This window comes from Rothia terrae, assembly GCF_012396615.1.
Classification (GTDB): Bacteria; Actinomycetota; Actinomycetes; order Actinomycetales; family Micrococcaceae; genus Rothia; species Rothia terrae.
In genome coordinates this window covers 64,726-87,985 of record NZ_JAAXPV010000003.1, presented here as the reverse complement: position 1 = coordinate 87,985, position 23,260 = coordinate 64,726, and the positions used below count along the sequence as shown (strand labels likewise).

At 53.3% G+C, this 23,260-nt stretch carries 21 protein-coding genes and 1 pseudogene; 9 read left to right on the top strand and 13 right to left on the bottom strand.

Annotated features, from left to right (window positions below; translation table 11 throughout):
• Positions 1-37: 37 nt before the first annotated feature.
• A complete protein-coding gene (locus HF984_RS02635) occupies positions 38-997 on the bottom strand; it encodes an NAD(P)-dependent oxidoreductase (protein WP_168614137.1) in 960 nt (319 codons plus the stop codon).
• A 121-nt stretch (positions 998-1,118) separates the two neighbouring features.
• On the bottom strand, positions 1,119-1,775 hold the full coding sequence (locus HF984_RS02630) for a TetR/AcrR family transcriptional regulator (RefSeq protein WP_168614136.1): 657 nt from the start codon (positions 1,773-1,775) through the stop codon (positions 1,119-1,121).
• Between the two features lie 129 nt (positions 1,776-1,904).
• Here HF984_RS02630 and cls point away from each other — a divergent pair, with 129 nt between their 5' ends.
• From cls to HF984_RS02605, 5 genes are all read left to right on the top strand, one after another.
• Positions 1,905-3,392, top strand: coding sequence for a cardiolipin synthase (gene cls / locus HF984_RS02625; protein WP_168614135.1), 1,488 nt, complete (start codon positions 1,905-1,907; stop codon positions 3,390-3,392).
• Positions 3,393-3,480: 88 nt separating this feature from the next.
• The gene (locus tag HF984_RS02620) at positions 3,481-3,789 is read left to right on the top strand and encodes a gamma-glutamylcyclotransferase family protein (protein ID WP_168614134.1); all 309 of its coding nucleotides are present in this window, start codon (positions 3,481-3,483) and stop codon (positions 3,787-3,789) included.
• Positions 3,790-3,901: 112 nt separating this feature from the next.
• Positions 3,902-4,324 (top strand): GNAT family N-acetyltransferase, encoded by a 423-nt coding sequence (locus tag HF984_RS02615; RefSeq protein ID WP_168614133.1) that lies wholly within the window; start codon positions 3,902-3,904, stop codon positions 4,322-4,324.
• Positions 4,325-4,465: 141 nt separating this feature from the next.
• Complete coding sequence (locus HF984_RS02610) at positions 4,466-5,017, top strand: hypothetical protein (protein ID WP_168614132.1); 552 nt, start codon at positions 4,466-4,468, stop codon at positions 5,015-5,017.
• Between the two features lie 49 nt (positions 5,018-5,066).
• Positions 5,067-6,284 (top strand): glutathionylspermidine synthase family protein, encoded by a 1,218-nt coding sequence (locus HF984_RS02605; protein ID WP_168614131.1) that lies wholly within the window; start codon positions 5,067-5,069, stop codon positions 6,282-6,284.
• Between the two features lie 20 nt (positions 6,285-6,304).
• Here HF984_RS02605 and HF984_RS02600 read toward each other — a convergent pair whose 3' ends face one another.
• The gene (locus HF984_RS02600) at positions 6,305-7,681 is read right to left on the bottom strand and encodes a carboxylesterase family protein (RefSeq protein ID WP_168614130.1); all 1,377 of its coding nucleotides are present in this window, start codon (positions 7,679-7,681) and stop codon (positions 6,305-6,307) included.
• Between the two features lie 194 nt (positions 7,682-7,875).
• Here HF984_RS02600 and HF984_RS02595 point away from each other — a divergent pair, with 194 nt between their 5' ends.
• Positions 7,876-8,421 (top strand): VOC family protein, encoded by a 546-nt coding sequence (locus HF984_RS02595; RefSeq protein WP_168614129.1) that lies wholly within the window; start codon positions 7,876-7,878, stop codon positions 8,419-8,421.
• Between the two features lie 259 nt (positions 8,422-8,680).
• Here HF984_RS02595 and HF984_RS02590 read toward each other — a convergent pair whose 3' ends face one another.
• The 5 genes from HF984_RS02590 to HF984_RS02570 form a co-directional block, all read right to left on the bottom strand.
• Positions 8,681-10,300 (bottom strand): glycerophosphodiester phosphodiesterase, encoded by a 1,620-nt coding sequence (locus HF984_RS02590; RefSeq protein WP_168614128.1) that lies wholly within the window; start codon positions 10,298-10,300, stop codon positions 8,681-8,683.
• 437 nt (positions 10,301-10,737) lie between these two features.
• The gene (locus HF984_RS02585) at positions 10,738-11,475 is read right to left on the bottom strand and encodes an amino acid ABC transporter ATP-binding protein (protein WP_168614127.1); all 738 of its coding nucleotides are present in this window, start codon (positions 11,473-11,475) and stop codon (positions 10,738-10,740) included.
• On the bottom strand, positions 11,468-12,145 hold the full coding sequence (locus HF984_RS02580; RefSeq protein WP_168614126.1) for an amino acid ABC transporter permease: 678 nt from the start codon (positions 12,143-12,145) through the stop codon (positions 11,468-11,470). The genes HF984_RS02585 and HF984_RS02580 overlap by 8 nt, the downstream gene beginning before the upstream one ends.
• Positions 12,146-12,395: 250 nt before the next feature.
• On the bottom strand, positions 12,396-13,217 hold the full coding sequence (locus HF984_RS02575) for a transporter substrate-binding domain-containing protein (RefSeq protein WP_168614125.1): 822 nt from the start codon (positions 13,215-13,217) through the stop codon (positions 12,396-12,398).
• 53 nt (positions 13,218-13,270) lie between these two features.
• The gene (locus HF984_RS02570) at positions 13,271-14,404 is read right to left on the bottom strand and encodes a trans-sulfuration enzyme family protein (RefSeq protein ID WP_168614124.1); all 1,134 of its coding nucleotides are present in this window, start codon (positions 14,402-14,404) and stop codon (positions 13,271-13,273) included.
• A gap of 361 nt (positions 14,405-14,765) precedes the next feature.
• Here HF984_RS02570 and HF984_RS02565 point away from each other — a divergent pair, with 361 nt between their 5' ends.
• On the top strand, positions 14,766-15,338 hold the full coding sequence (locus HF984_RS02565; RefSeq protein ID WP_168614123.1) for a GNAT family N-acetyltransferase: 573 nt from the start codon (positions 14,766-14,768) through the stop codon (positions 15,336-15,338).
• A gap of 186 nt (positions 15,339-15,524) precedes the next feature.
• On the opposite strand, the gene HF984_RS02560 is transcribed toward HF984_RS02565, so the two are convergent.
• Together HF984_RS02560 and HF984_RS02555 are read right to left on the bottom strand one after the other, a co-directional pair.
• Positions 15,525-16,034 (bottom strand): CoA-binding protein, encoded by a 510-nt coding sequence (locus tag HF984_RS02560; protein WP_168614229.1) that lies wholly within the window; start codon positions 16,032-16,034, stop codon positions 15,525-15,527.
• Between the two features lie 138 nt (positions 16,035-16,172).
• Positions 16,173-17,468: pseudogene (locus HF984_RS02555) on the bottom strand (O-acetylhomoserine aminocarboxypropyltransferase/cysteine synthase family protein); the annotation flags it as partial.
• Positions 17,469-17,798: 330 nt separating this feature from the next.
• Between HF984_RS02555 and HF984_RS02550 the strand changes: the two are divergent.
• Positions 17,799-18,434 (top strand): DedA family protein, encoded by a 636-nt coding sequence (locus HF984_RS02550; RefSeq protein ID WP_168614122.1) that lies wholly within the window; start codon positions 17,799-17,801, stop codon positions 18,432-18,434.
• A gap of 279 nt (positions 18,435-18,713) precedes the next feature.
• On the opposite strand, the gene HF984_RS02545 is transcribed toward HF984_RS02550, so the two are convergent.
• The 3 genes from HF984_RS02545 to HF984_RS02535 all read right to left on the bottom strand — a co-directional run bounded on the left by HF984_RS02545 (position 18,714) and on the right by HF984_RS02535 (position 22,749).
• On the bottom strand, positions 18,714-20,243 hold the full coding sequence (locus tag HF984_RS02545; protein WP_168614121.1) for an MFS transporter: 1,530 nt from the start codon (positions 20,241-20,243) through the stop codon (positions 18,714-18,716).
• Between the two features lie 222 nt (positions 20,244-20,465).
• Entirely contained in the window at positions 20,466-21,662 is a 1,197-nt protein-coding gene (locus HF984_RS02540) for an RNase H family protein (RefSeq protein WP_168614120.1), read from the bottom strand.
• A gap of 46 nt (positions 21,663-21,708) precedes the next feature.
• The gene (locus HF984_RS02535; protein WP_168614119.1) at positions 21,709-22,749 is read right to left on the bottom strand and encodes an AAA family ATPase; all 1,041 of its coding nucleotides are present in this window, start codon (positions 22,747-22,749) and stop codon (positions 21,709-21,711) included.
• 195 nt (positions 22,750-22,944) lie between these two features.
• Here HF984_RS02535 and HF984_RS02530 point away from each other — a divergent pair, with 195 nt between their 5' ends.
• Positions 22,945-23,226, top strand: coding sequence for a putative quinol monooxygenase (locus tag HF984_RS02530; protein WP_168614118.1), 282 nt, complete (start codon positions 22,945-22,947; stop codon positions 23,224-23,226).
• The last annotated feature ends 34 nt before the right edge of the window (positions 23,227-23,260 follow it).

Genomic DNA, 23,260 nt, shown 5'->3' with positions numbered 1-23,260 from the left:
GGTACATCCCTCCCCTCTCACGGCTCTAAGACGGCGCTTACATCTTGTTACGCCAGTTCGGCTCCTTACCCGCTTCAAGGTCGCGTACAGCCTGCAGGTTCTGCGCGATGAGCTCCTCGGGGTTGACCGGACGTCCGCCAGCTGAGTGAGGAGTAATCACAATGTTCTTGGTACCCCACAGCGGTGAGTCCTCAGGCAACGGCTCTTCAACGACAACGTCCAGTGCCGCACCTGCAATCTCACCGGAATTGAGCGATGCCATCAGAGCATCTTCATCAACAGTGGTGCCACGTCCAACGTTGATGACGTAGCTACGCTTGGGCAGCTTAGCCAATTTGTCGGCATTCAGCGCATTCTTGGTGGAATCGCTGGTGGGCAGAATCATGACCAAAACGTCAGTCTTCTCAAGCTGAGCATCAATATCTTCGGTAGCAATCACGGGGTAACCGTGACGCTCACCCGCGGTAGTTGCCACACCGGTGACGTTCGCACCAAACGCTTTGAACAGGTCAGCCGTTTCTTTACCAATAGAACCGAAGCCCCAAATGGTGACGTTAGCGTTCAGCAGGGTGGTGACCTGATCTTCGGGGTAAAGCTCCTGCGCACCACCTAGTTCTGATGCCCAGTGCTTGCGTTCCTGGTGATCCGCCAGGGTCGGCAGAAAACGGATGAAGTTGAGGGTCAGCGCCAGCGTATGCTCGGCAACGGTCTTAGAATGCAAGCCACTACCGGAGGTAATGACAGCCTCATCGCGGAAGCCCGCAGCTCGCGCCTGGTCCGGGCCTGCCAGCAGCGCCTGTACCAGCTTGACGTCCTTCAGGTTGGCAGCCGCATCCTTGAGCTGGTCATTGGTGTTAGCCCAGGCAATCATGACATCTGCATCATAGTCGGCAGAATCAATAGGCTGCTTGGGGTCGTAGCTGACAGTGGTGTCTTCGCTGGTCAAGCCCAGCTTTGATTCATCGAGCTTTACGGAGGTGGGTACAAGAATCTTCATTGGAACTTCTCCTTCACGGGTCGAGGTCTCTTACAAAAATACCGCACTTTCTAAGCCTACTGGCTAAAAAGTGCGGTAGATAGGTTTATTGCGCTCTTTGAATTTCAGTAGCGCATCAGCGCTAGTCTTCGCGAAGCAGCATACGGAACATCGCCACAGTATCTGAGATGTACCGGTCAATATTCTCAAGATCTACAGCGCCCTTGTGCAGCTCAAGGTGACGCACTGCTGCAGAAGCGATGAGAACGGATGCGCGCACACGCGAGAAAGTATCAGCATCAGGTTCAACGCCCTCCCCCAGCAAAGGGAACTCGCCCTTGCGGCCGTTCGCGGCGAACGTTCTCCAGTCTATCGTCAGCAAAAAATCGGTAAGAATCTGCTCACCGGAGATCTGAGTCCATTTGATGCGATTGCGAAGCTCAGGATACTGCTCCACCGTTTGTTTGATGCGCGGCAGGGCGTCCTCACCAAAACTTGCCACCAGGATATCGAGTAGCAAATGGGTGATGCGTTCAAAGACATAGACACCGTGACGGCCAGCATCGGCCTCAAGCATTTCAGGAGCTAAACGAGGCTTGCGTAAGCCCAGTACGGCGTCCTCTTTCGTGGCAAAATAGTTGAAGAAGGTACGCGGCGACACCCCGGCACTCACCGCGATTTCTTCGGTGGTAGTGCCTTTTAGACCGCGTTCTTGCACGAGTTGCTGGGCAGACTCGTGAATTGCTTTCCAGGTGCGATCTTTTCTGCGTTCGCGTAGCGATACCTCACTTTTTTGCATAACTGCAATTTTATGTCTCTTTTGAGTTTTGAAATACCCCAAACCGGCTTTAACCGCGGTTGTGTTCACCACAAGAACCTTCGACACAAAAAGAAACCAGCCGGCCCACACACGATACACTTATAAACGATGAACCAGCTGACCTACCCCTTCATTAATATCCCAGGCTTACTCCCCTGGGCATCTGTTACTGCAGTCATTATCGATATCGTCATCCGCATTATCGCTATCTGCTGGTTACCGTACAACCGCAAACCCAACGTGGCACTCGGTTGGCTCATGGCAATCTTCTTCCTGCCCTACATCGGATTTATAGCCTTTCTGGTCTTCGGCTCATCAAACCTGCCCCGCTACCGTCGCGCGCGTCAACGCGTCATGAACGAACTCATGCGCGAGGCAGTCCCCAACAACGACCCGATCCTAGGCAACAACCACCGCATCTCCGATGAGGTGCGCGTAGCAGCAAACCTGAACTACAAACTCGGTGCGCTACCCATGGTCAGCGGTAACAGTTTTACCCTGCACCCCGATAACCACCAGGCGATGATTGACCTAGCGGCAGAAGTCGATAAGGCACAGCACTATGTGCACGTAGAGTTCTACATCACCTCTTACGACAAAGCCACCTCACCCCTGTGGGACGCCCTTGTGCGCGCCCACCAGCGCGGCGTCACCGTGCGCGTCCTCGTTGACCATATCGGCTCGCGCAAATATGCAGGCTTCAAAAAGCTCAAGCGCATTTTGAAGCAGGACGAGATGGACTGGCACCTCATGCTACCCGTCAAACCCTTCAAAGGTAAATGGCAGCGTCCTGATCTTCGCAACCACCGCAAAATCGTCATCATTGACGGCGAACAAGCATTCGCCGGCTCGCAGAACGCTATTCACCGCTCCTACGAAACCCGACGCAACAAACGAAAAGGTCTTGAATGGCTGGACCTCTCGTTCACTGCCCGCGGCCCCATCGTCGAAGAACTCAACGCAGTCTTCATCTCAGACTGGTACTCAGAAACCAAAGAACTCCTTCTCGAAGAAATTAAACCTACCCTCGAAGAAGTTCACGGCGGTGCGCTAGCCCAGGTAGTACCATCAGGCCCCGGTTACGAAACCGAAAATAACCTGCGCCTGATCAACTACCTCATCTACAATGCCGAAAAACGCATCCTTATTTGCTCGCCCTACTTCGTCCCTGAAGAAACACTTCTGCAAGCGCTCACCAACGCCGCTCTCTCAAATATTCAGGTGGACCTCATCGTGACGGAAAAGGGCGACCAGTTCCTCGCCAACATGGGACAACGCTCCTATTACGAGCAACTTCTGCGCACCGGCGTCAAGATTCATGCCTACCCCGGCCCCACCGTCCTGCACTCCAAGTTCATGCTTATTGACGATGACATCGCTTTCATCGGCTCATCAAACATGGACCCGCGCTCATTCTCGCTCAACATGGAAATCTCAACTTTCGTCGTCAACCGAGAGGTCGTCCACGAAATTGAAAGCATCGTTGAAGACTACGACAAACTCACCAAAGAAATTCGCTACAGCGAATGGGTAGAACGCCCGCTACGCGTAAAAATGGTAGAGAACGTCTGCAGACTCTGGTCATCGCTCCTGTAAGACTTTTCTCGCGGGATTCTAAGTATAAAAATCCTCCGTGCTCGTTCTCGTTTTCAGGACGCGAGCGCAGAGGCTTGTAAGCAGTGGCTTGACAGCTAAGCGTTGGGGCGGCAGCTTTCCCTATCTTTTGCCCGCCCAGGATGCGAGCGCCCGCATCCTCGGCACCCTAGTTTTTGTGGATGCGACCGCTTGGGCGCAGGTTTCGGCTGCCCTTGACGAACTTGAAGACACTGACCCGGCGCATCCTGAGCATGACGACAATTTGTATAACAGGGTCCTTCACGAAGTAGAGACCACGGACGGCACCACACACACCGCCTGGGTGTATATTCCACCGGCCAAAAACCACGCGTCATTGCGTAAACAGTACGCAGTGATTGGCGGGGAATGGCGTTAGACCCCGCCAATCACCGCACTTTCCGTGGATTTGCGCTGTAAAAACACCAAAATTACAGCGCGAATCCACGGAAAGTAAGGTCAGCCCGATTCAGGTGCTGTAGATTTCACTCATGAAGTATGTTGAAACCAAAGAACTAGACGCCGAGCAACTGCTCAACCTCTACACCGCCGTAGGGTGGGGCGCATACAGCAATAATCCTGAAGATCTAGTACCCATGGTAAGAAACTGCTGGTATGTGTACGCTGCCTTCGATGAGGATGCTCTTGTTGGGCTAGCGCGCGTGGTTGGCGACGGTTTTAGTGTTGCCTATATTCAAGATCTCTTGGTTCTACCTGACTATCAACGGCAGGGCATCGGTCGCGAGCTAATGAATCGCGTCCTCACCCGTATTTCTGAGGCTAAAATTCGCCAAACTTATCTGACGACAGACTCTGCAGCTGCTAATCAGCACGTCATTGATTTCTACCTCTCATTAGGTTTTAAAAACGTTGATGGCTATGAGTGCACCACGCTGGCACAATTCACGTTCTAGGAGCTAAGCACTTTCCGTGGATTTGCGCTGTAAAAACGACCAAATTCCAGCGCAAATCCACAGAAAGTGAGGTTCCTCGTTACTGGCCGACCCTCTTCGATAAGATAGTGAGGTCACGCTCACTCACCGATTGGCTTTTCTATGTCACTTCACCGCCCTCGCCACCCGTTCATCATCGCGGTGACCACTGCCGCAGCCGCGGGCGTCCTCGCTGCGGCCGGCTACGGCGTCACGCACGCACCCGTGCGCGCTACACAGCCACGTCCGAACCGAACCAACCGCGAAGTTTCACGCCAGTACGCGCAGGTTTGCTACGACGAAGCCACCAATGAGCGTGTTGATGACTCCTACTGTAAGAACATAGACGACGGTGAATCCGGCGGCGGCGGACATTCCAGCGGTGGGCACGGCTGGTACTGGGTTAGCAACTCCTCATCCTCAGCAAATCGTGTTCCCGGCGTGGGGCAAAAAGTAGCTGGTGGTCAGACGACGCGTCCCACCAACGGCCATATTTACAAGGGTATTTCACGGCAGGGTGGCACCTTCGCGCAGTCGTTCCGCGACGCGAAAAGTAGCAGCAGCGCAGGTAAAGCATCCGGTGACAGCAAATACGGCGGAAAGTCAAGCAAGAGCTCGAGCCGCGGTGGCTTTGGTAGCGGCGCGCGTACAGGTGGCGGATCAAAGGGCGGGTAATAGAGACCTCAACCGCTAGTTTTACCCGTTCACAACTTCAGAGGATTCCATGCAACGCAAAACCTTCCCCGCCCCTCGCCCAGATTGGGAAAACACCATCAAGTCTGAGGGCCTCGTTTTCTCGCAGGATTTTGACGGCGATGACCACTACTGGAACGAATTTGCCGCCTACACTTTCACCCGCGGTGAGACGATGTGGTTGCAAGACCGCATCGAAGAAGCCCACGCCATGTGCTTGGAAGCTATCGATCACATCATCAACGGCCCGCTCCTATTCCGTTTAGGGTTGCCCGATCACGCTATCCGCTTGGCGTTAGATTCTTGGCGACGACGCGAGCCCGACTTTTACGGCCGCTTTGACTTCATCTACAACAGTGACGATGATTCTCTCAAGTTGCTGGAATACAACGCAGATACCCCCACCGGCATAGTGGAGGGCGCTATCTCGCAGTCCACCTGGTTTACCGACAAGAACATGCACCTGCAGGGCTTTGAAGAGTGGAACGAGCTAGGCACCGGTTTTGTGTCACGCTGGCGCGAACTACGTGACTATACCGAGCATCATGTGCTGCATCTTGCCTGCGTCAATGACGAGATCAACCCCACCGGCGAAGACAAAGCCAACCTTGAGGTAGTGGCACACGCCGCGAAGATGGCGGGCTGGGAAACCCACATTATCGATATTGATCAGCTATTTTGGGACGCGAACAACCGCATCTGGCACGATGCTGCTGGGCGGCGCGTCCGCAATCTCTTTAAGCTCTACCCGTGGGAAGATATGGTCTCTGACGAGTACGGCAAGGTGCTTGCCAACGGCGGTTATGAGGCGATGGATAACTGGTTTGAGCCAGCGTGGAAGATGTTCCTCTCTAACAAGATTCTGTTGGTGGCGCTGTGGGAGCTGTTCCCGCATCATCCGATACTTGTGCCTGCTTACCTTGATTCCCCGCGCGAGATGCGCGACTGGGTAAAGAAACCCCTGTTTGGGCGCGAGGGTGACGGCATCGTGATTAACGCGCCGAGTTTTGACGTGCACGTTGAACACACGGACGGCTACATCACCGAAACGGCAACAGAAGAGGAGTACATCTACCAGGCGTACGTTCAGGCACCGAACTACCTGAGTGATGAGAACGAACCTAACCACCCGCTACTTGGTGCGTGGGTGGTGGACGCTGAATCCGTCGCTTTTGCTATGCGCGAGGCAGACGGGTACATCACCGACTATTACAGCCGTTTTGTGCCGTGCATGATTGAGCGTTATTAGGTTCGCCCCTAGCAATAATGTTAGATAAAGCTGATAATTCCTTCTTCACGCTGTGTTGACACGTCGAGTCCTCGGGCAAAATCAGCCCAAATATTACGCAGCAGCACCCCTGCACGGTGAACCTCTTGGGCGGTAGCGCCATCGATAATCGGCAGGTTTTCAATGCCGGGTTCTTCAAAAAGCAGTGGCACGTCGATGCCGTGAACCGCTCCAAGTTCCCCTGACCCGTGCCAGCTCAGCTCGTACCGAGTCACCGGTGCGCCCGCCTCCTGCTGGTTACGAGTAAACTCCTCGATCCCCGCGGCGTAGACCGAACGCGTCGTTGATTCAATCAGTTTTTCTTGGATGCGTGACCCCGTCTTGCCCAGCGGCTGTAGAGCATCGGCGATGCCGAGAGTCTGGGTAAAGAACCCCGTCTCGTACTGTGTGTGCCCTACCATGAGCGCTACGTGGGATTTCTTTTGCCACGCAATAGGGAGCATGGCGGCGGGTGGAACGGGTTCGGCACCGTGTTGGACCCCAAATGCCATACCCGTTTTTACCCCGTACCCGAGCACCGATTTCAGAATCTTTTTCTCGAGGGCCAGAATGTCAGAAATCGGGGTGTCTTGGTTCAGGTCGGCGCCAAGTTTAAGCATTTTGGCTGTCATTGACTCGCGTCCTAGCACGATACCAGCAGGTGGGCTCTGCAAGATTGCACGGTCAAACAATGACTCAGGCAGGGATAGGAGGTGCTGGATAGCATCCGCGCCGGCGGACTGGCCAAAGACCGTGATGTTCTCGGGATTACCGCCAAAAGCTGCGATATTACGACGCACCCAGCGCAAAGCTTCTGCCTGATCCAGAAGACCGCGGTTGGCGGGGTGACCCTCAATATTGAGATATCCCAGGATGCCCAGGCGGTAGGTCACGTTCACCACTACCACGTTCTGTTCGGTGACCAGGGCAGTCGGATTTGTACCGTGCATATCGCCTGCACCGCAAATGTTTGAACCGCCGTGAATCCACACCATTACCGGCAGGTCATCGCCCTCAGCCGCATCCTCGGGCGCTGTAATCGAAAGGTTCTGGCAATCCTCGCTAAAGCCCAGTTCTTCGACGCGGGCGTGAAACATGTTCTCAATGGCGGGGCTGGGATTTTGCGGGCATGCCGGGGCAGGACGCGTCGCCACCAGGACATCGCCCCAGCGATCAAGCGGGTGAGGAGCTTCAAATCGTTCCGCCCGAGCATACGGGATTCCGGTAAAACGTGCGGTCCCACGCTCATAGAAACCTTGAACATCACCCGCTGGCGGATGCGCAAAAGGGGCAGAGCGAATCATTGTCTGAGCAGCTGCTGGGACAGTCTTACCCTTCGATAGCGATTGCTGACCGATTTCATGTTCAAAACGACTCACAAGAAACCCCTTCGTTTGTTTACTCACTTTTAGCCTTACATATACCCATATCGCACGGCTAGTGGCAGGAGCACATTTTACGGCGAAGAAACACCGCGTTCCCGATAAACAGTGCACTGTAATACCTTCGCAATGACCTTCCGCATTTTGAAAGCAGGCTGATTACCTTCGTGCCAGAGGAGTATGTTTAAACCATGACTAACAAGAAGAATCTCGCACTGCCCCGAGCTGTACAACATATCGGAGTGACGGTTTCCGATTTAGAAGCTGCAACCACATTTCTTGTAGAAGGTCTGGGTGCCAAGATAGCGTACGACGGACTCTCACCGGATGATGAGCCACGTCAGGGGCCGGAGGTAGAACGTCAGCTAGGACTACCCCAGGGAGCTGCAATCCACCGTCAGCGATTCTTTGTTATCGGCAATGGACCCGGCTTAGAAGTTTTTGAAATTTCAGGAAAGCAAAGAGAAGCCGCAGGACTCGCTGACTTTGGTCTCAACCATGTTTCTTTTTACTGCGACGACATCAACGAATCTCTTAAACGCTTGGTCGCCGCAGGCGGCACAGCACTGTCAGAAGTACACGGAAATAGCCGATACGAAGACTCAGAGGGCAACGGCAGCGTCTATGTAAAAGCTCCTTGGGGAATGCTTATCGAACTTCAAACGATTCCTGAGGGGCATTATTACCCCTCAGATTCTGAAGCAGAGGTATGGATGCCCACTCCTCGTGCTGATTAAGGAAAAATCCGCCAAGATACCGGACAATAACAAAAAGACATAAAGCCTACACTGAAGAATACCTGAAAAGAATTTAGTAAATGTGGGTGACTATCTGCATATTTACTGAGAAGATAAAAACGTCCTCAAAAGACAAGCAGTGAACATAGCGCAAGGCAACTCACCGATGAGAAACCGCGGGAACGACCAGACCCGTCACGCTATAACAAAGCGGGGAGCACGATAAACCGTGCTCCCCGCCTTGCTTTATACAAGCGTCCTACAGGCGGTACGCAGTCACATTGCTGAGCGCCAGACCGCCACCGGTTGAGTTATCATGGTAACGACCAAAGTGCATGTAGGGGCCACGGTACGCGGTATCTGCAATAGCCTCTGAACGTGCACCGGCAACATCAATAGTGATTGAGTCAGGACGAACGATAATCTTGCCGTTGATATCCTTATTCGGCGCAAAACCCTGCTTGGGGTAAAGAGTCTTCACCGGCACAGGATTATTCGTTCCATTATCGATACGAAGCAGCTGAATCATGTCGCCGTTTACGTACTTGCCGTTCTCGTCCATAGCATCAGCCTTAGGACGAATCGCCAAAACATAGCAACCATTGTTGTTCGTAACAGCGTGCTTACCACCCAAACCGAACGGCGCATCGGTCTGGCGACCGAAAGCAATGTAGCCGTACTGCCAGTTAGTGGTCGGCAACAGATCTTCCCACTTCATCGTGAAGTACAGAACATACGAAGGGTAAGACTGCGCCAACGGAGTCAAAGGACCAAGCATGATGGACTCATCGTAGGTCTGACGGTGAATCAGCGCACCGTTTTCCCACACCGGCATATTCGCAACATCCTGCTGGCCAGCCGGAAGCATACCGTGCTGACGACGCGCGGTGGTCAGCTTCAAATCTGCCGCCATGCTACCGCCGGAGAGCCAGTAAGGATCCGGCGACATGAAGCCGCGAACACCCAAGGATGCGAAGTGCTCCATTGCGCTGCGACGGTGAATTTCCCACATAATAACGGGCTTACCCATCGCTACAACCTGCCGCACCTTGTAATCAGACATTGATGCGTAGTTGCGATCCAGAACAGTCTCAAAGTAGGGCAGACCAATCAGGTCAACATTAGCTGACTGAGCCATAGCGTTAATCGAGGTGGCAGCATCGCCAGCGTCGAAGTAGCACCAGGTCAAGAAACCAGCGTCCTTGGCGTACTTTGCAAAACCTGCGTTGGGATCAAAGCCACCGGCACCGTTGCGGTACATTTTAATGACGGTCTGACCAACCAGGCCACGGCGGGTCATAACATCCAGAATCTTCAGCTGAGCCGCAGAATCCTTAGCTTCCAAGAAGAAGATGGTGTTAGGGCCAGATGAGCCGTAAGCACCGCCTGCAGGAGTTGCCGCAATCAGATCTAGAGCTTCGTCAAGAGTCACGATATTCTGCAGCAGAGTGCCAGAACCCAGGAACGGGCGCATATCAATCATGGCGCGCTTTACATCAGCCAAAGTAGTGCTGCTGACGTAGCCGCTCTTCTGAGTGGTGGTGCGTGAAAGTGCGTTATCGTGCATACACACGAGCTCGCCATCCACAGTGGAGCTCACTGAGATTTCTATAGCCTGCGCACCCTTAAGGATTGCCTGCTGGTAAGCGTAAGCGGTGTGCTCAGGATTAACATCGCCAGCACCGCGATGTGCAATAACAAACTGCTGCTGCGAGATGAATCGCTGAGCAAGAGTCTGTGTGCTGGGATCAGGTACAGGAGTCGGCGGAGTAATTGTGCCTGATTCTTCAGCCGCATAAGCCGGTGATGCGGCAAGTACGCCGGCACCTGCACCGACAGCGATCAAAGCAGTTCGACGGTTTAGACGGAAGTCGCCCATAAAATTTGTTATCCCCTTGTAGATAAAAATGGGCGTGATTTACGCGTAACACGGTGTGTGCGATACAGTCTTGCTCTTCCCCGCAGTTCAGGTTTCCCCTACCCGAACTGGTGCAAGACCATCTACCACGCTACGGGTTTTTGGCTATTTATAAGCAGTCTGAGCGTCCGACATACAGCCCCAGGCTGTACCCATATTGGTTGAAGAAAAAAGTATTTTGCAGATAATAAGCACCGTGACTAGGCAAAACGGACAACACTAAATTGTGGTTTTTAGCCAACCTTGAGAGGTAACCTTAAACATAGATTCCAGTTACTGGACTGTTAATCAAGTGAACTATAAAAAGTTTAGGTGCCCGTAAATAAAAGGACAACAAAAGAGCGGGTAAGGCGCCAACGCCTTGCCCGCTCCTCATTTATTGATTTACTCAAGCGACCTTAAACGGTTTCGAAGATATTTAAGAACCTGCGAATACGTTCATTCGTTGACGAGAAAAAGCCTTCTGGTCTGCCGTTATACAGCACATGCCCGCCCTCAAGAAAGACGATGCGGTCGGCTACCTTCTGCGCAAACGCCATATTGTGGGTAACCACAACCAACGAACGCTTTTCACGCGCCAAATCAATCAGAACACCGATTACTTCAGCCTCAAGCTCCGGATCAAGCGCGCTCGTTGGCTCATCAAACAGCAAGTAATCGGGTGAGACCGCAAGCGCGCGAGCAATAGCCACACGCTGCTGCTGACCACCCGAAAGATTATCGGGGTACGAATCCTTCTTCGCACCCAAACCCACCTTATCCAGCAAGTCAGACGCCAGCTTGTTCGCGTCCTTCTTATTCATCTTGCCGTTAAGAACCGGCGCCAACGCCACGTTCTGCAAAGCAGTGTAATGCGGGAAAAGATTAAAGCTCTGAAACACCATAGCCGAGTGCTTGCGGATAGTGCGCACCTGCTCATCGGTGAGCTTACCGCCGAACTCCACAAGATCGCCCTCAATAAACAAAGTGCCGGACTGCGGAGTCTCCAACAAGTTCAAGCAACGCAGCAACGTAGACTTACCCGAACCCGACGGGCCCAAAATAACAGTGGTCTCGCCACTCTCAAGGTCCAGCGAGATGTTATCGAGCACCGTGGTGGCCTCAAAGCTCTTTGTAAGATCCTCAAGCTTAAGCATTCGCACTCCTTACATAGCGGCTGCTGCGCTTCTCAAGATAACGCTGACCCCACGAAAGAATCGTGACAATAATCAGGTACAGGAAAGCGACCTCAAGGTACATCGCCAGCGGCTCGTAGGTACGAGCAGCCACCTGGCGTCCTGACTGGAAAAGATCAACCAGCGAAATCGTTGAAACCAACGCAGTGCCCTTCACCAAGTCAATCAAATCATTACCCAGCGGCGGCAAAGCAATACGCACAGCCTGCGGAATAACCACCTTGGTCAGCGTCTGCATCTTAGTGAAATTGAGGGTGCGAGCAGCCTCAAACTGGCCACGCGGAATAGACGCCACAGACGCGCGGAAAGTCTCAGCAACGTACGCGCCAGTATTGAGGCTCAAGGTGATAATGGCGGCCGTCCACGTATCAAGGGTAATGCCCAGACGCGGCAGGCCGTAGAAAATCAAAAAGAGCTGTACCAGCAGAGGCGTTCCGCGGAAAACCCACACATAAAAACGTGAAATCCAGTTCAACGGGTTCACATTCGAGCGGGTGCGCATCACGGTTGCCAAAATACCAATCAGCAGTGAAAGCACGAACGCAATCAGAGTCAGCGGCAAAGTCACCTTCACCATTGCCTCAAGCAACTGAGGCAGCGACTCTATCCAGAGTTCAATGTAGCGGTTCATCAATAACCTTTAAAAATATTGGGGGTGTAGATGGTGCCTGCAATCAACAAAACTTACACAGAGCAGGCCTGACGAAGACAGTTTCAACGCCTTCTATCGGCGTCCGTTGAACGGTAGATACATCTGTCGTCCGCTGCTGGCTCGGGGCTGGCGTGAATCGCTTCCGAGCGCCCCCGCGCGAGTGAAGCGAGAGGGACAGCGGACGACGATGTATCTGCCGGACAGAACACTACTCTTGAGATGGTGTTAGTTATGCCTTCGGGCTCAAATCAGCGTTGACGTACTTCTCGTAGATCTTCTTGAAGTCGCCGTTGTCCAGGTGCTTGGTGATGGAATCATCCACTGCTTTCTTAAGGTCAGTTGCGCCCTTAGGCATAAGGATCGCAGCCTCTGAACCTTCGCCCAAAGTGCCATCAAGCAAGCGGAGCTTAGCTTCGGGGTGCTCCTGGATGTACGCCTGGAAGGTCACGAAGTCATTGCCGGTAAGGTCTGCGCGACCCGAGAGAACCTGCTCAATTGCCTCATCAAAACCGGTGACGGGAATGATGGTCGCGCCCTTTTCTTCAACCAGGGTGCGGAAGTTTGAGGTCTCTGACTGCGCTGCGGTCTTACCTGAAATGTCGTCAATCTTCTTCAACGATGAGTTGTCGAGCACGCCCACGCGTCCCTCTGAAATTGCGTAAGGAACTGAGAAGTCGTACTTCTGCTTGCGCTCATCAGTAGCCGAAACGTTGTTGATCACAAGATCGTAGCGGTCAGCATCAACGCCACCAATCAGTGAGTCCCACTGAGTTTCAATGTACTCCGCTTCAACGCCGAGGTCCTGAGCGATGAGGTCGCCGATTTCCTTCTCGAAACCGACAAGCTTACCTGACTCGTCGTGGTAGCCGAAGGGCTTAAAGGTGCCTTCCATACCGATGCGGATTTTGCCGGCATCCTTAATTGCCTGCAACTTATCTGCAGCGTTGGTGCTCCCTGAGCCGTTGTCTGACGAGCATGCCGCGAGAAAAGCGCCAACTGCGCCCAAACCAACAAGCTGAAGAGCTGCTTTACGTGTTACTGCCGGTGCCATGTGTGTTTACCTTTCGTTGGCGGGGTTATTTTTAAACTCTAGTGGACGCGGGTTTACGCGGCGTCGAGCGCGGTGCGCAAGTCGCCCAGAAGATCGTCGATGTCTTCGATACCGACCGCTACGCGAAGCAGGTTGGGGGCAACGTGCGAGTCTTTGAGGTGCTCAGGTGCGTAGGCGCCCTGCGTCATGGTTGCAGGCAGGCAGATCAGTGATTCGATGCCGCCCAGTGATACCGCGAATTCAAAGATTTGAAGGGTGTCGAGGAAGGCCTTGACGTCCTTACCTTCTGTGAGGGTGAAGGAGAACAGTGCGCCGATGCCCTTTGCCTGGCGTGACTGGATTTCAGCCTCATTCTCGTTGGCTGAGCCCGCGTAGAAAATTTCGTCAACGGCGGGGTGATCGCGCATCATCTCAATAATCTTGAGAGCGTTTTCCTGCTGGCGTTCCATGCGGATTGCCAAGGTCTTGACGTTCTGCATCAGGCGGTATGAATCCATCGGAGGCAAGATGCCGCCGGAAATCAGCTGTGCTTTGAAGACCTGCTCGTCGATTTCTGCATCGTTGGTGGTGACAACACCACCCAGCAAGTCACCGTGACCAGCTAGGTACTTGGTGGCTGACTGTACAACGACGTCCGCACCGAGTTCTAGCGGGAGCTGCAGGTAGGGCGTCATGAAGGTGTTATCGACAACCACGATTGCGCCGTTGCGGTGGGCAATCTCAGCGATGCGCGCAATGTCAGCAACACGCAGGGTGGGGTTGGTGGGAGTCTCGAGGAAGACCATCTTGACGGTCTCATCGAAGTCATCATCGCTCAGGGTTGCAAAGTCGTGGATAAAGCGTGATTCGACGCCGCGCTTGGGTAGCTCGATGGTTGCAAAGCGGTAGTTACCGCCGTATACAGGCATTCCCATGAGCATGGTCTCGCCGGTCTTGAGCATACCCATAACCGCTGCGGTTGCACCCATGCCGGATGCGAAAACACGCGCATGCTTGGCACCCTCAATTTTTGCCATGGTGGTTTCCACATTGGCGCGGGTGGGGTTGCCGCCGCGCTGGTATTCAAAGGGGCCCTCTTCGAAAGTGGTGGGCTGACCGAAAGTGGATGCGAGGTAAATCGGCGGGACGATTGCATCATTCTCGATGTTCTCAATGGCGTGAATAGCGCGAGTAGTAAAACCTGACATGTAAAACTTCTTTCGTGGTTGTTCGGGGACGCTTCGCGTACTTCTGTGATTGGGTTAGTTTATGCCCGTCAAAAGTGGTTACCGTAATTAATATGAAGCTTTATGACTTAAAAGCTTTTGGTACGCTTTTCTTGTGAGCCAGCCTACGAAAAACCGCTTTACTTCGCGGGTTTTTAGTCGCTCGGACACTCTCTAATACTTTCAAATGCAAGAATTAGCGGAATAATCCCCGCACATTTCGCCCCGCTAGATTTTGCGATGCCCACGCAGACTGGTAATGATTTTTGGTTAAGAATTTATCGGCCACCGGGCTTGGCTTCAGGCTCCCCCGGTAAATAAGCCTCACTAAAGGACGGCTCTCATGCACCCAGATCTCATTGCCGAACGCTTTACGTTGCGTCCTTTGCGGGAGGCAGACGCATCCGCTATTACTGCCGCTTGCCAAGACCCTGAGATCTTGAAATGGTGCATGGGTGTGCCGTTGAACTACACCGAAGAAACGGCGCGCAACTACATCAGTTTTACGTGTGCAGCCGGTGAACAGGGCACTGAATTGGTGTGGGGTATTGATGCTTCGGGTAAGCTCGCCGGAATCGTCACGCTCCACGAGATTGAGGGGCCTTTCGCGGAGCTAGGCTTTTGGGCGCACCCGGAATCTCGTGGGCAGGGATTGCTCACCGAGGCGCTTCGCGTGATGATTGGGTTTGCGTTTGACCCGCAGGGCCTGGGCTTTGACGCATTAGGTTGGACGGCTATTTACGGCAACGATGCCAGCCGTCATGTGGCAGAAAAACTCGGCTTTAGCGACATCGAGTTCGTAGAAAACGGCACGGCAGGACGCCTGGACGCGGCAAGCGCCCCCACCCGCCTGGATGCTTGGCGCGCAACCATGACGCAGCAGCAGTGGCTGGAGAAAAACTTTCGGGTCTCGTAAACCGCGAGATGAGCTGACGGTGAAAATTCCGAGCGGGGAAACAAATTTTCACCATCAGAAAAGCCCACTGTAGGGAAATCGCTCACCCACCCTTTTCGCGGGCGAGATTTTATGTGTGAGAGAAAGCTGTGGTGCACTTTATGAAAGTGATAGTGCACCACAACTACTCTCACGTTTGCTCAGACTCTAGGCTGTGACCTGACGCTTTGAGCTAATGACGCCGGTATTGAAGCCTGCCAGGTGCAGGCCGCCGTGGAATCGTGCGTGCGCAATCTTCACGCAGCGGTCCATGACCACGTTGAGTCCGGCATTCTCACCAAGATGCGCCGCGTCCTCATTCCACGACCCCAGCTGCATCCAGACGGTCTTAGCTCCGAGATCAATGGCTTCTTGCACAACGCCGGGAAGGTCCTCGTTACGACGGAAAATCTCAACCATATCGGGAACCTCAGGCAAATCCTCCAAAGAAGCGTAAACCTTCTGCCCCAAAACTTCCTTGCCCTTCGCCGCGAGAATAGGGTTCACAAAGTACACGGTGTAACGCGAAGATGACAGCAGGTAAGTTGCCACAAAGTAAGATGCACGAGAAATCTTGTCGGACATACCCACGATCGCAATGGACCGGGTATCACGTAGAATGTTCAGACGCTCCGGTGCTGACGGGCCTTCCCAGGTGCGTTCGGTAGTCTCAGCCATTATCTGCCCTCCTTTTTGGCAGCTTCGTAGGTAGCAAGCAGCGTCCGCGTCGAATGCCGCCTGTTCAGCAGCTAATTGAGCGGCGCGTTCTGCGGCAGCACGCTGATCCGCAGCGGACTCACCCACCTTCTCACCTTCGCGATTAGTACCGGTGGCATAAGTCAGTGCCTGATCAAGATCCCAGATAATGTCTTCAACATCTTCAAGACCTACCGAAATACGAATCAAATCTTCTTTCACGCCGCCTTCTACCAGCTACTGCGCGATGAGTGGTGGACGCCGGATGCAACACGAGCGTGCGAGCATCGCCAATGTTAGCCAGATGCGACGCCAGTTGCAGCGCACCAATAAACTCGGCACCCACGTCGCGTCCACTCGCGTTCTCAGTACCAGCAACACCAAAGGAAAAGACAGAACCCACGCCTAGCGGCAAAAGCTCCTGCGCACGCGCATGATGCGGGTGATCAGGCAAGCCAGCGTAGTTGACGTACGCGATGCGAGGATCAGTGTTCAGCCACTCGACAACAGCTTGCTCGTTGGCAAGGTGGGCGTCCATGCGCTGAGGCAAGGTCTCAACACCCTGCAACAGGTTAAACGCTGACTGCGGGCTCATGGACGGACCAAAGTCACGCAACTGTTCAGAACGCAGTTTGGTCAAGAAACCATATTCACCAAAATTGCCCCACCATGAAACATTATTGTACGAAGGCACGGGCTCGGTCATGGTCGGAAAGTTACCGTTACCCCAGTTGAACTTTCCAGACTCAACCACAACACCACCGAGAGTGGTACCGTGACCACCCAAGAACTTGGTCACGGAGTGAATCACGATGTCAGCACCGTGTTCAAAGGGGCGCACCAGGTAAGGAGTGGAAAGCGTCACATCCACCACCAAGGGAATATCGGCCTCGTGAGCGACCTGAGCCAGCCCCTTCAAATCGGCAATCTCACCGGACGGGTTAGCCACAATCTCGGTGTACACTGCCTTAGTCTCAGGGCGGATAGCCGCCTTGAAATCAGCCGGATCAGTTCCCGGCACAAAAGTGGTCTCAACACCAAAACGACGCAACGACACATCCAGCTGGGTCACGGTGCCGCCGTACAGCTGGGAGGACGCCACAATATGATCCCCTGCCTGGCACAAAGCAACGAACGTAATGAACTCAGCTGCCATACCCGATGCGGTCGCTACCGCACCGATGCCACCTTCCAATGACGCAATGCGCTCCTCAAGCGCCGCCACGGTGGGGTTTGAAAGTCACGAATAAATATTGCCGTACTTCTGCAAGGAGAAGAGATTAGCGGCGTCATCTGCATCCTTAAAACGAAGGACGAGGTCTGGTAAATCGGGACGGCACGAGAACCGTGCTCAGTGTCAGGGGTGCCACCGGCGTGCAATGCGCGCGTGCGGAAACCGAAAGTATGTTCAGCCACCTCAGTGCTCCTTTAATCAGGGTAGAACTTTTCACTGTCCATAGTGGGTGAAGGCGGCGCAGGTAAACAACTGTGACCCAGGTTTCGAAATATGACGGACGCGGGTGGCGGCACGCGTCCTGCCCTCTCACTTTCCGTGGATTGGCGCTGAAAAAATCCGAAAATTACAGCGCAAATCCACGGAAAGTGACACTCAGTATGTTTTTTGACAGTCCCGCCTAAAACTTTTACAAGAGGTCAGTTTCACAGGTGACACGGAGCAAGTTCTGTAGCGCAATACAGTAAGTTCGCTGAGAATAGTGAGAACCACAAAAATTTTGAAAGGCCTCAATGTTCGATTCGATCGTCAACTGGATCATCTCTCTCATGGAAACCCTCGGCGCGCCCGGCGTGGGCATCGCCATCTTCCTTGAGAACGTCTTCCCGCCGATCCCATCCGAAGTTGTTCTGCCGCTCGCTGGCTTTACCGCATCCGTTGGCACCATTAACGTGTGGGCCGCCTTTATCTGGGCAACAGTAGGCTCAGTAGCCGGTGCCTACGTGCTCTACTACATTGGTGCCGCCATCGGCGCGCAACGTCTGCGCCGCGTCGCCGAATGGATGTGGCTAGTTGAGCCCGAGGACGTTGATAAGTCCCTCGCATGGTTCGATAAATACGGTCAATGGTCCATTTTCTTTGGACGCCTACTGCCCGGTGTGCGCTCACTCATCTCGATTCCAGCAGGCATCGACCGCATGAATCTTGTGACCTTTGGCCTGTTCTCGCTGGCAGGTTCTGCCCTGTGGAACGCCGTACTTATCTACCTCGGTTTTGTGCTGGGCGAAAATTGGGAGCAGGTAGGAGTCGTCATCGATGAATACTCCCTGATCGTCAAAATTGTTCTGGGCCTTGCAGTTGCGGCGCTACTTTTCTTCTTGATTCGTCGCCAGCGCAAGCGCAAAAAGCAGGGCAAGCCGGCGCTGTAAAACACTGAGTCCAAGGATGCGACGCTCAGCTGCGATAGGCGCGCTCGATAGCCGATCGCAGTCGCCAGCAAACGGATGCTTGTAGGACGCTACGACCCGCCGGCAGTCCCTCTCGCAGGGTTCGCTGACGCTCACACCTGCGATTCATGCCAACCCCAATGCCAGCTGACGGCCGCATCGTCCTACTCGCTTTCCTCTTCTTTAAACGCAAGGACGCCGATGCCCAGCAGTTGCTGAGCGCCGGCGTCCTTCATGTTTCTTCGCGAAGGTTCAGGCAGTTTATTCTACGCGCTGTGAACCTTCTGCAGCAGAAGTTGCAGTACCGTTTTCGGATGCGAGTTGTGCTTCTGCCTTCTCGATGCGAACAACGGGAATGGGCATGGTTGAGGTGTCGAGCTTGTCGTTTTCAAGCTGGGTTTCAACCAGTTCCTGTACTTCTTCGTGTGATTCAACGGTGGGCATTGAGCCGAGCAGGTTGCGTCCTGCTGATTCACGCAAGAAGAACATACCGATCAGGCCAACAACGCAGGCAATCATGATGTAGTAGGCGCCGGCATAGTCGGTCTTCCACCATGATTCAAGAACGGTAATGACTGAACCGGTGGTTGAGCCGAGCAACGCAACAGCGATGTTGAACATGATACCCATTGCTGCGTAGCGGTTTTCGGTTGCAAAGAGTGAGGGCAGTGCTGAGGGCTGGATAGCTGCCTGGAACATGAGCATGAAGCCCATAATCAGCAGGCCGAAGAAGGTCATCCAGACGCCGCCGTTCATCATGAGGTAGAAGGACGGGATTGCCAGGAAGATGCTGATGATAGCGCCGGCAATCAGAATCGGCTTGCGGCCGATCTTGTCTGAGAAGTGACCGAAGATGGGCAGGCCAGCCGCCACAATCAGCAGTACCGGAATGAGCAGGGCGTTACCGTGCAGGGTGTCGTAGCCCAGGTTCTCGGTGAGGTAGGTGGGCATGAAGGTGGTCAGCGCGTAGCCGATAACCTGTGCACACATCACCAGAGCAGCACCGGTGAGAAGCTGGGGCCAGTACTTCTTGAAGATTTCGATAAGGGTTGCGCCCATACCTTTTTCTTCTTCGTCTTTAGCGGCTTCCTGCTGCGCTTCGAAGGTTGCTGATTCCTTGATGTGCGAGCGCATGATAACGCCGATGATACCGAGGGGCAGAGCAACCCAGAAGCAGATACGCCAGCCAAATGAGATCATCTGTTCGTCGGTGAGCAAGAGTTCAACCCCGGTTGCTAGGGCAGCTGCGAAAGCGAAGCCGATGTATGAGCCCATGTCCAGGAAGGACGCCCAGAAGCCGCGTCGGCGGTCTGCTGAGTATTCTGCGATGAAGGTTGCTGCACCTGCGTATTCGCCACCGGTTGAGAAGCCCTGAACGAACTTGAGCAGGATCAAGGTGATGGGTGCCCACATGCCCCAGCTGTCGTAGGAGGGGATGCAACCGATGAGGAAGGTGCCCAGCGCCATCATGATGATGGTGAATGCGAGTACCTTGCGTCGTCCGAGCTTGTCGCCCAGCGGCCCGAGAATGAGACCGCCGATAGGACGCACGATGAAGGTCGCGGCCAGCGCACCGAAGAACGCTAGCTGGTTCCAGGGCTCACCGAAGGGGAAGAAGACAGCGGTGATTGAAGCGGAAAGGTATGCGTAGACGCCTATGTCGAACCACTCCATGAAGTTACCCAAGATGGTAGCTCGCAGAGCCTTCTTCATTTCTTTTTGGTCGACAACCAGCACGTCTTCTTCTTTGAGAAGGGGGACGGACTGGTGAATCTGTTCTGGAGTATTCATAAGTGAACTTTCTGGTCAAGTACAGAGCTACGGTAACGCATGGTGCGCGGGGTGGAGCCTCTAAAACCAAACAAGTTCGTTACTTAAGTAAGCCATCTCTCCACTTATTGAGTGCTATATCACTTAATATGAGCGGTTATCTGGGTGGATGCTGGATGTTCACAACAAAAGATCTCCCCGTCCTCAAGAGGCGAGGAGATCTTTTCAGTAGAGTAAGTGTTTTTACTTCCACAACCGGTTGCGGGCGTGCACCACCGAGGGGCGAATCTGCAGCCAGTCGGGGCACATCAGACGCACAGCCTTTTTGCATCCCGACAACGCGGTGATAATTGACTCGCATCGGCGATTGAACTCAGCCATATCGCACTTTTCAACAATCTGCCCCGGAAAGTGCCGGTGCATCTTAGACACCGAGTCGCTAGATTCCTGCAGACCGTGACCGGTATGCCCCGGCACGTGCTTGACCAGCACGCGTCGTTCGCGAATAGCGGTGGTCAAATCGGTCATTTCTTGAATGACCTGCGGGTTCTGCACACCCTCTTTAACCCAGTGCTCAAAAGACCAGCGATTATGCGCCAGACGTAGCACAAAAGTGAGAGCACCCAGAGAGTCAGTATGAATAATCAGCTGACGGCCACCGTGGTAGAAAATGTTGAAAGCAGCCAACATGGCAGTCAGCTCACCGGTCATAATGTTGGTGGCATCGTAGTGCGAGTGAAAGTAAAAGCCGTCCTCACTCACGCCTCCGATACCCATGCGTCCGCCCTTGGAGTACCGCTTATTGTTTGTCGAACGGAACGAACAATCCGTAAAAACCCTGTACTCTTCAAGTTTCTCTAAAGGACGCTGCGCAAGGTTGCGCTCCATCTGTTCATGAGCAAGACGCGATGCTTCTTCAAGGTGGTAAGGAACAACCTCACCGGCCTCAGAGCGCAGAACCTTCACGTGAATCTCGCCCAGTGAATGAGACTCGTAAGGGTTGAGAATTTTCTCAAGCGCCCTGTACTCAAGAATTTCTTTCAAATGCGGGAACTGACGAAACAGCAATTTGAGGTAGTGTTTGTCAGCTACCACCGTCACCAGATTCTTTTTGTACTGCTGCGGAATCTGCTCCCACGCCCGCAAAATAGTGCGGCCAATCATGGCAACGTGCACATCATCGCACGAATCCAACATTGAGTGCGTTCGGCCCTCTGTAATTGGTCCGCACGCTAAAATCTCGCGATCACCGTTTTCACGCGACACGTAGAGCATCGCTGATAATCCCGTGTAACACATCCCTTTTGATTGATGCGTGTGCATCATAATCGCAATAACAGCAACGCCCTCTTGCGTGTAACCCGCAGGATAGGACGACGTGTAGTCAGGCGGTTCCCATGTCAGCTCTATCTTTTTGATACTTGCCGGTGTTATACCCATTCTTTTCACCTCCAAATGTTGATGTTGTTTTTCTGTTTTAAATCTTTTAAAAATTAAAGTCTGAGGGTTGCTCAGCTTTTCTACGCAAATACTCGCGCAAGTGAGGAATCGCAAAGGTGACTTTGCCGTAGGATGCCGCGCGAATAATGTGCGCTTCAACCAGGCGGTTACGATAGACCCCGGTATACTGCGGATTTTTGCCCAGACGAGCTGCGATATCGCTCATTTTGGACGGCCCGTCATCCACCGACATAGCTTCCAAGAAAGCGCGGTCACCGGCAGAGAATTCGGCGAGCATCGGCTCAAATACTGTAGAGTCTAGAACCTCTGTGGCAGCCTTAGCTCCTTGCTCAATCTCATGTTCGGTGGGCGGGTGCACGCAGGAATCCAGCAGGAATTTCGAGAGTAAACGCACCATATGTGGATGCCCCTTGGTGACTGCGCACATCATCGCCAACGCATCGCTAGCAAGATCACGGTTTGACCTCACGTATGCTTCTTTGAAAGCCGCTTCGGTCTGCTCACGGTTGAAGGAGCAAAGATCTACGCGCTCCCCCGCGTTCAGGTAGGACGCCTTGGACTGCGCAAGAACATCGCGCATATCGGTAGGACGCCCCGCCACCACAATCTGCAAGGGCTGGTTGGTTTCTCTGGTTTTTTCCGCAAAAACAAAGAGCTCTTTGAGTTCTTTCACGCTGGATTTTTGAAAGTCGTCAAAGGTGATGAGCAGGCCAGCGCCTAGCTCTTCAAGGGCGTCCAACAGCATCTCAAGTTGCTCTGTCAGACATAGAGTTTCAAAGTTTTTCTCAGAAGAGCTACCGGATGAATCTTGCAAAGAATCCCATAGCGCCGGCAAATATGTGCCGGTAAGACGAGAGTAAGCGCCTTTGCTGGCGGTTTCTGAAATAACGCGCCAATTATGAGTGCGTGCTAAATCTTCAAACGCGGTGACCACGGTGGTTTTACCGAACCCAGCGGGTCCTGTGATAACAAGAGGCAGGCGGTTTTCACCCGTCATGCGAGAGGTAAAGATTGCAAGTTCGCTCGAGCGCTCAGCCGCTTGCGCCGCTGACATAGACGTTAACATGCTCTTTTCCTCTCTCTGATGACTGCGCTATGAAGCTTTACGTTTATATCCTTTATATCTTTTATATCTATGAACGGAAGGTTAACGCAATGAGCTCAGCTGTTCTGGGGACAAAATATTACTGTGAGAGGAGCAACTGAAAACTAATGTTATGTTGAAAAGACCAAACCACTCATCTTTTAAAAGGAGAACACCATGATTGGTGTACGCGCCGCTGTTGAGGTCAAGCCCGATAATATCCAAGAATTCATCGCTATTGCTCAGGAACTGGTAGAAGCAAGCCGTCAAGAAACCACCAACATCAGTTATGATTTTGGCAAGCTTGCAGACTCCGAAACTTCTTTTGCTTTTATCGAGCGATGGGAAGATCAAAAAGCTCTAGATCAGCATATGCAAACCTCCCACTTCACCGGTGCGGTAGCAGCATGGGAAAAGCACTTGGCAGCACCACTGGATGTAGAAATCTACACCTTCTAAACTTTTCCATAGATAACAATTGGTCCCGGGTGTA

Coding starts and splice junctions, on each gene's coding strand:
- HF984_RS02635 (WP_168614137.1), bottom strand. CDS start 997: ATGAAGATTCTTGTACCCACCTCCGTAAAGCTCGATGAATCAAAGCTG.
- HF984_RS02630 (WP_168614136.1), bottom strand. CDS start 1,775: ATGCAAAAAAGTGAGGTATCGCTACGCGAACGCAGAAAAGATCGCACC.
- cls (WP_168614135.1), top strand. CDS start 1,905: ATGAACCAGCTGACCTACCCCTTCATTAATATCCCAGGCTTACTCCCC.
- HF984_RS02615 (WP_168614133.1), top strand. CDS start 3,902: ATGAAGTATGTTGAAACCAAAGAACTAGACGCCGAGCAACTGCTCAAC.
- HF984_RS02610 (WP_168614132.1), top strand. CDS start 4,466: ATGTCACTTCACCGCCCTCGCCACCCGTTCATCATCGCGGTGACCACT.
- HF984_RS02605 (WP_168614131.1), top strand. CDS start 5,067: ATGCAACGCAAAACCTTCCCCGCCCCTCGCCCAGATTGGGAAAACACC.
- HF984_RS02595 (WP_168614129.1), top strand. CDS start 7,876: ATGACTAACAAGAAGAATCTCGCACTGCCCCGAGCTGTACAACATATC.
- HF984_RS02590 (WP_168614128.1), bottom strand. CDS start 10,300: ATGGGCGACTTCCGTCTAAACCGTCGAACTGCTTTGATCGCTGTCGGT.
- HF984_RS02585 (WP_168614127.1), bottom strand. CDS start 11,475: ATGCTTAAGCTTGAGGATCTTACAAAGAGCTTTGAGGCCACCACGGTG.
- HF984_RS02580 (WP_168614126.1), bottom strand. CDS start 12,145: ATGAACCGCTACATTGAACTCTGGATAGAGTCGCTGCCTCAGTTGCTT.
- HF984_RS02575 (WP_168614125.1), bottom strand. CDS start 13,217: ATGGCACCGGCAGTAACACGTAAAGCAGCTCTTCAGCTTGTTGGTTTG.
- HF984_RS02570 (WP_168614124.1), bottom strand. CDS start 14,404: ATGTCAGGTTTTACTACTCGCGCTATTCACGCCATTGAGAACATCGAG.
- HF984_RS02565 (WP_168614123.1), top strand. CDS start 14,766: ATGCACCCAGATCTCATTGCCGAACGCTTTACGTTGCGTCCTTTGCGG.
- HF984_RS02560 (WP_168614229.1), bottom strand. CDS start 16,034: ATGGCTGAGACTACCGAACGCACCTGGGAAGGCCCGTCAGCACCGGAG.
- HF984_RS02550 (WP_168614122.1), top strand. CDS start 17,799: ATGTTCGATTCGATCGTCAACTGGATCATCTCTCTCATGGAAACCCTC.
- HF984_RS02545 (WP_168614121.1), bottom strand. CDS start 20,243: ATGAATACTCCAGAACAGATTCACCAGTCCGTCCCCCTTCTCAAAGAA.
- HF984_RS02540 (WP_168614120.1), bottom strand. CDS start 21,662: ATGGGTATAACACCGGCAAGTATCAAAAAGATAGAGCTGACATGGGAA.
- HF984_RS02535 (WP_168614119.1), bottom strand. CDS start 22,749: ATGTTAACGTCTATGTCAGCGGCGCAAGCGGCTGAGCGCTCGAGCGAA.
- HF984_RS02530 (WP_168614118.1), top strand. CDS start 22,945: ATGATTGGTGTACGCGCCGCTGTTGAGGTCAAGCCCGATAATATCCAA.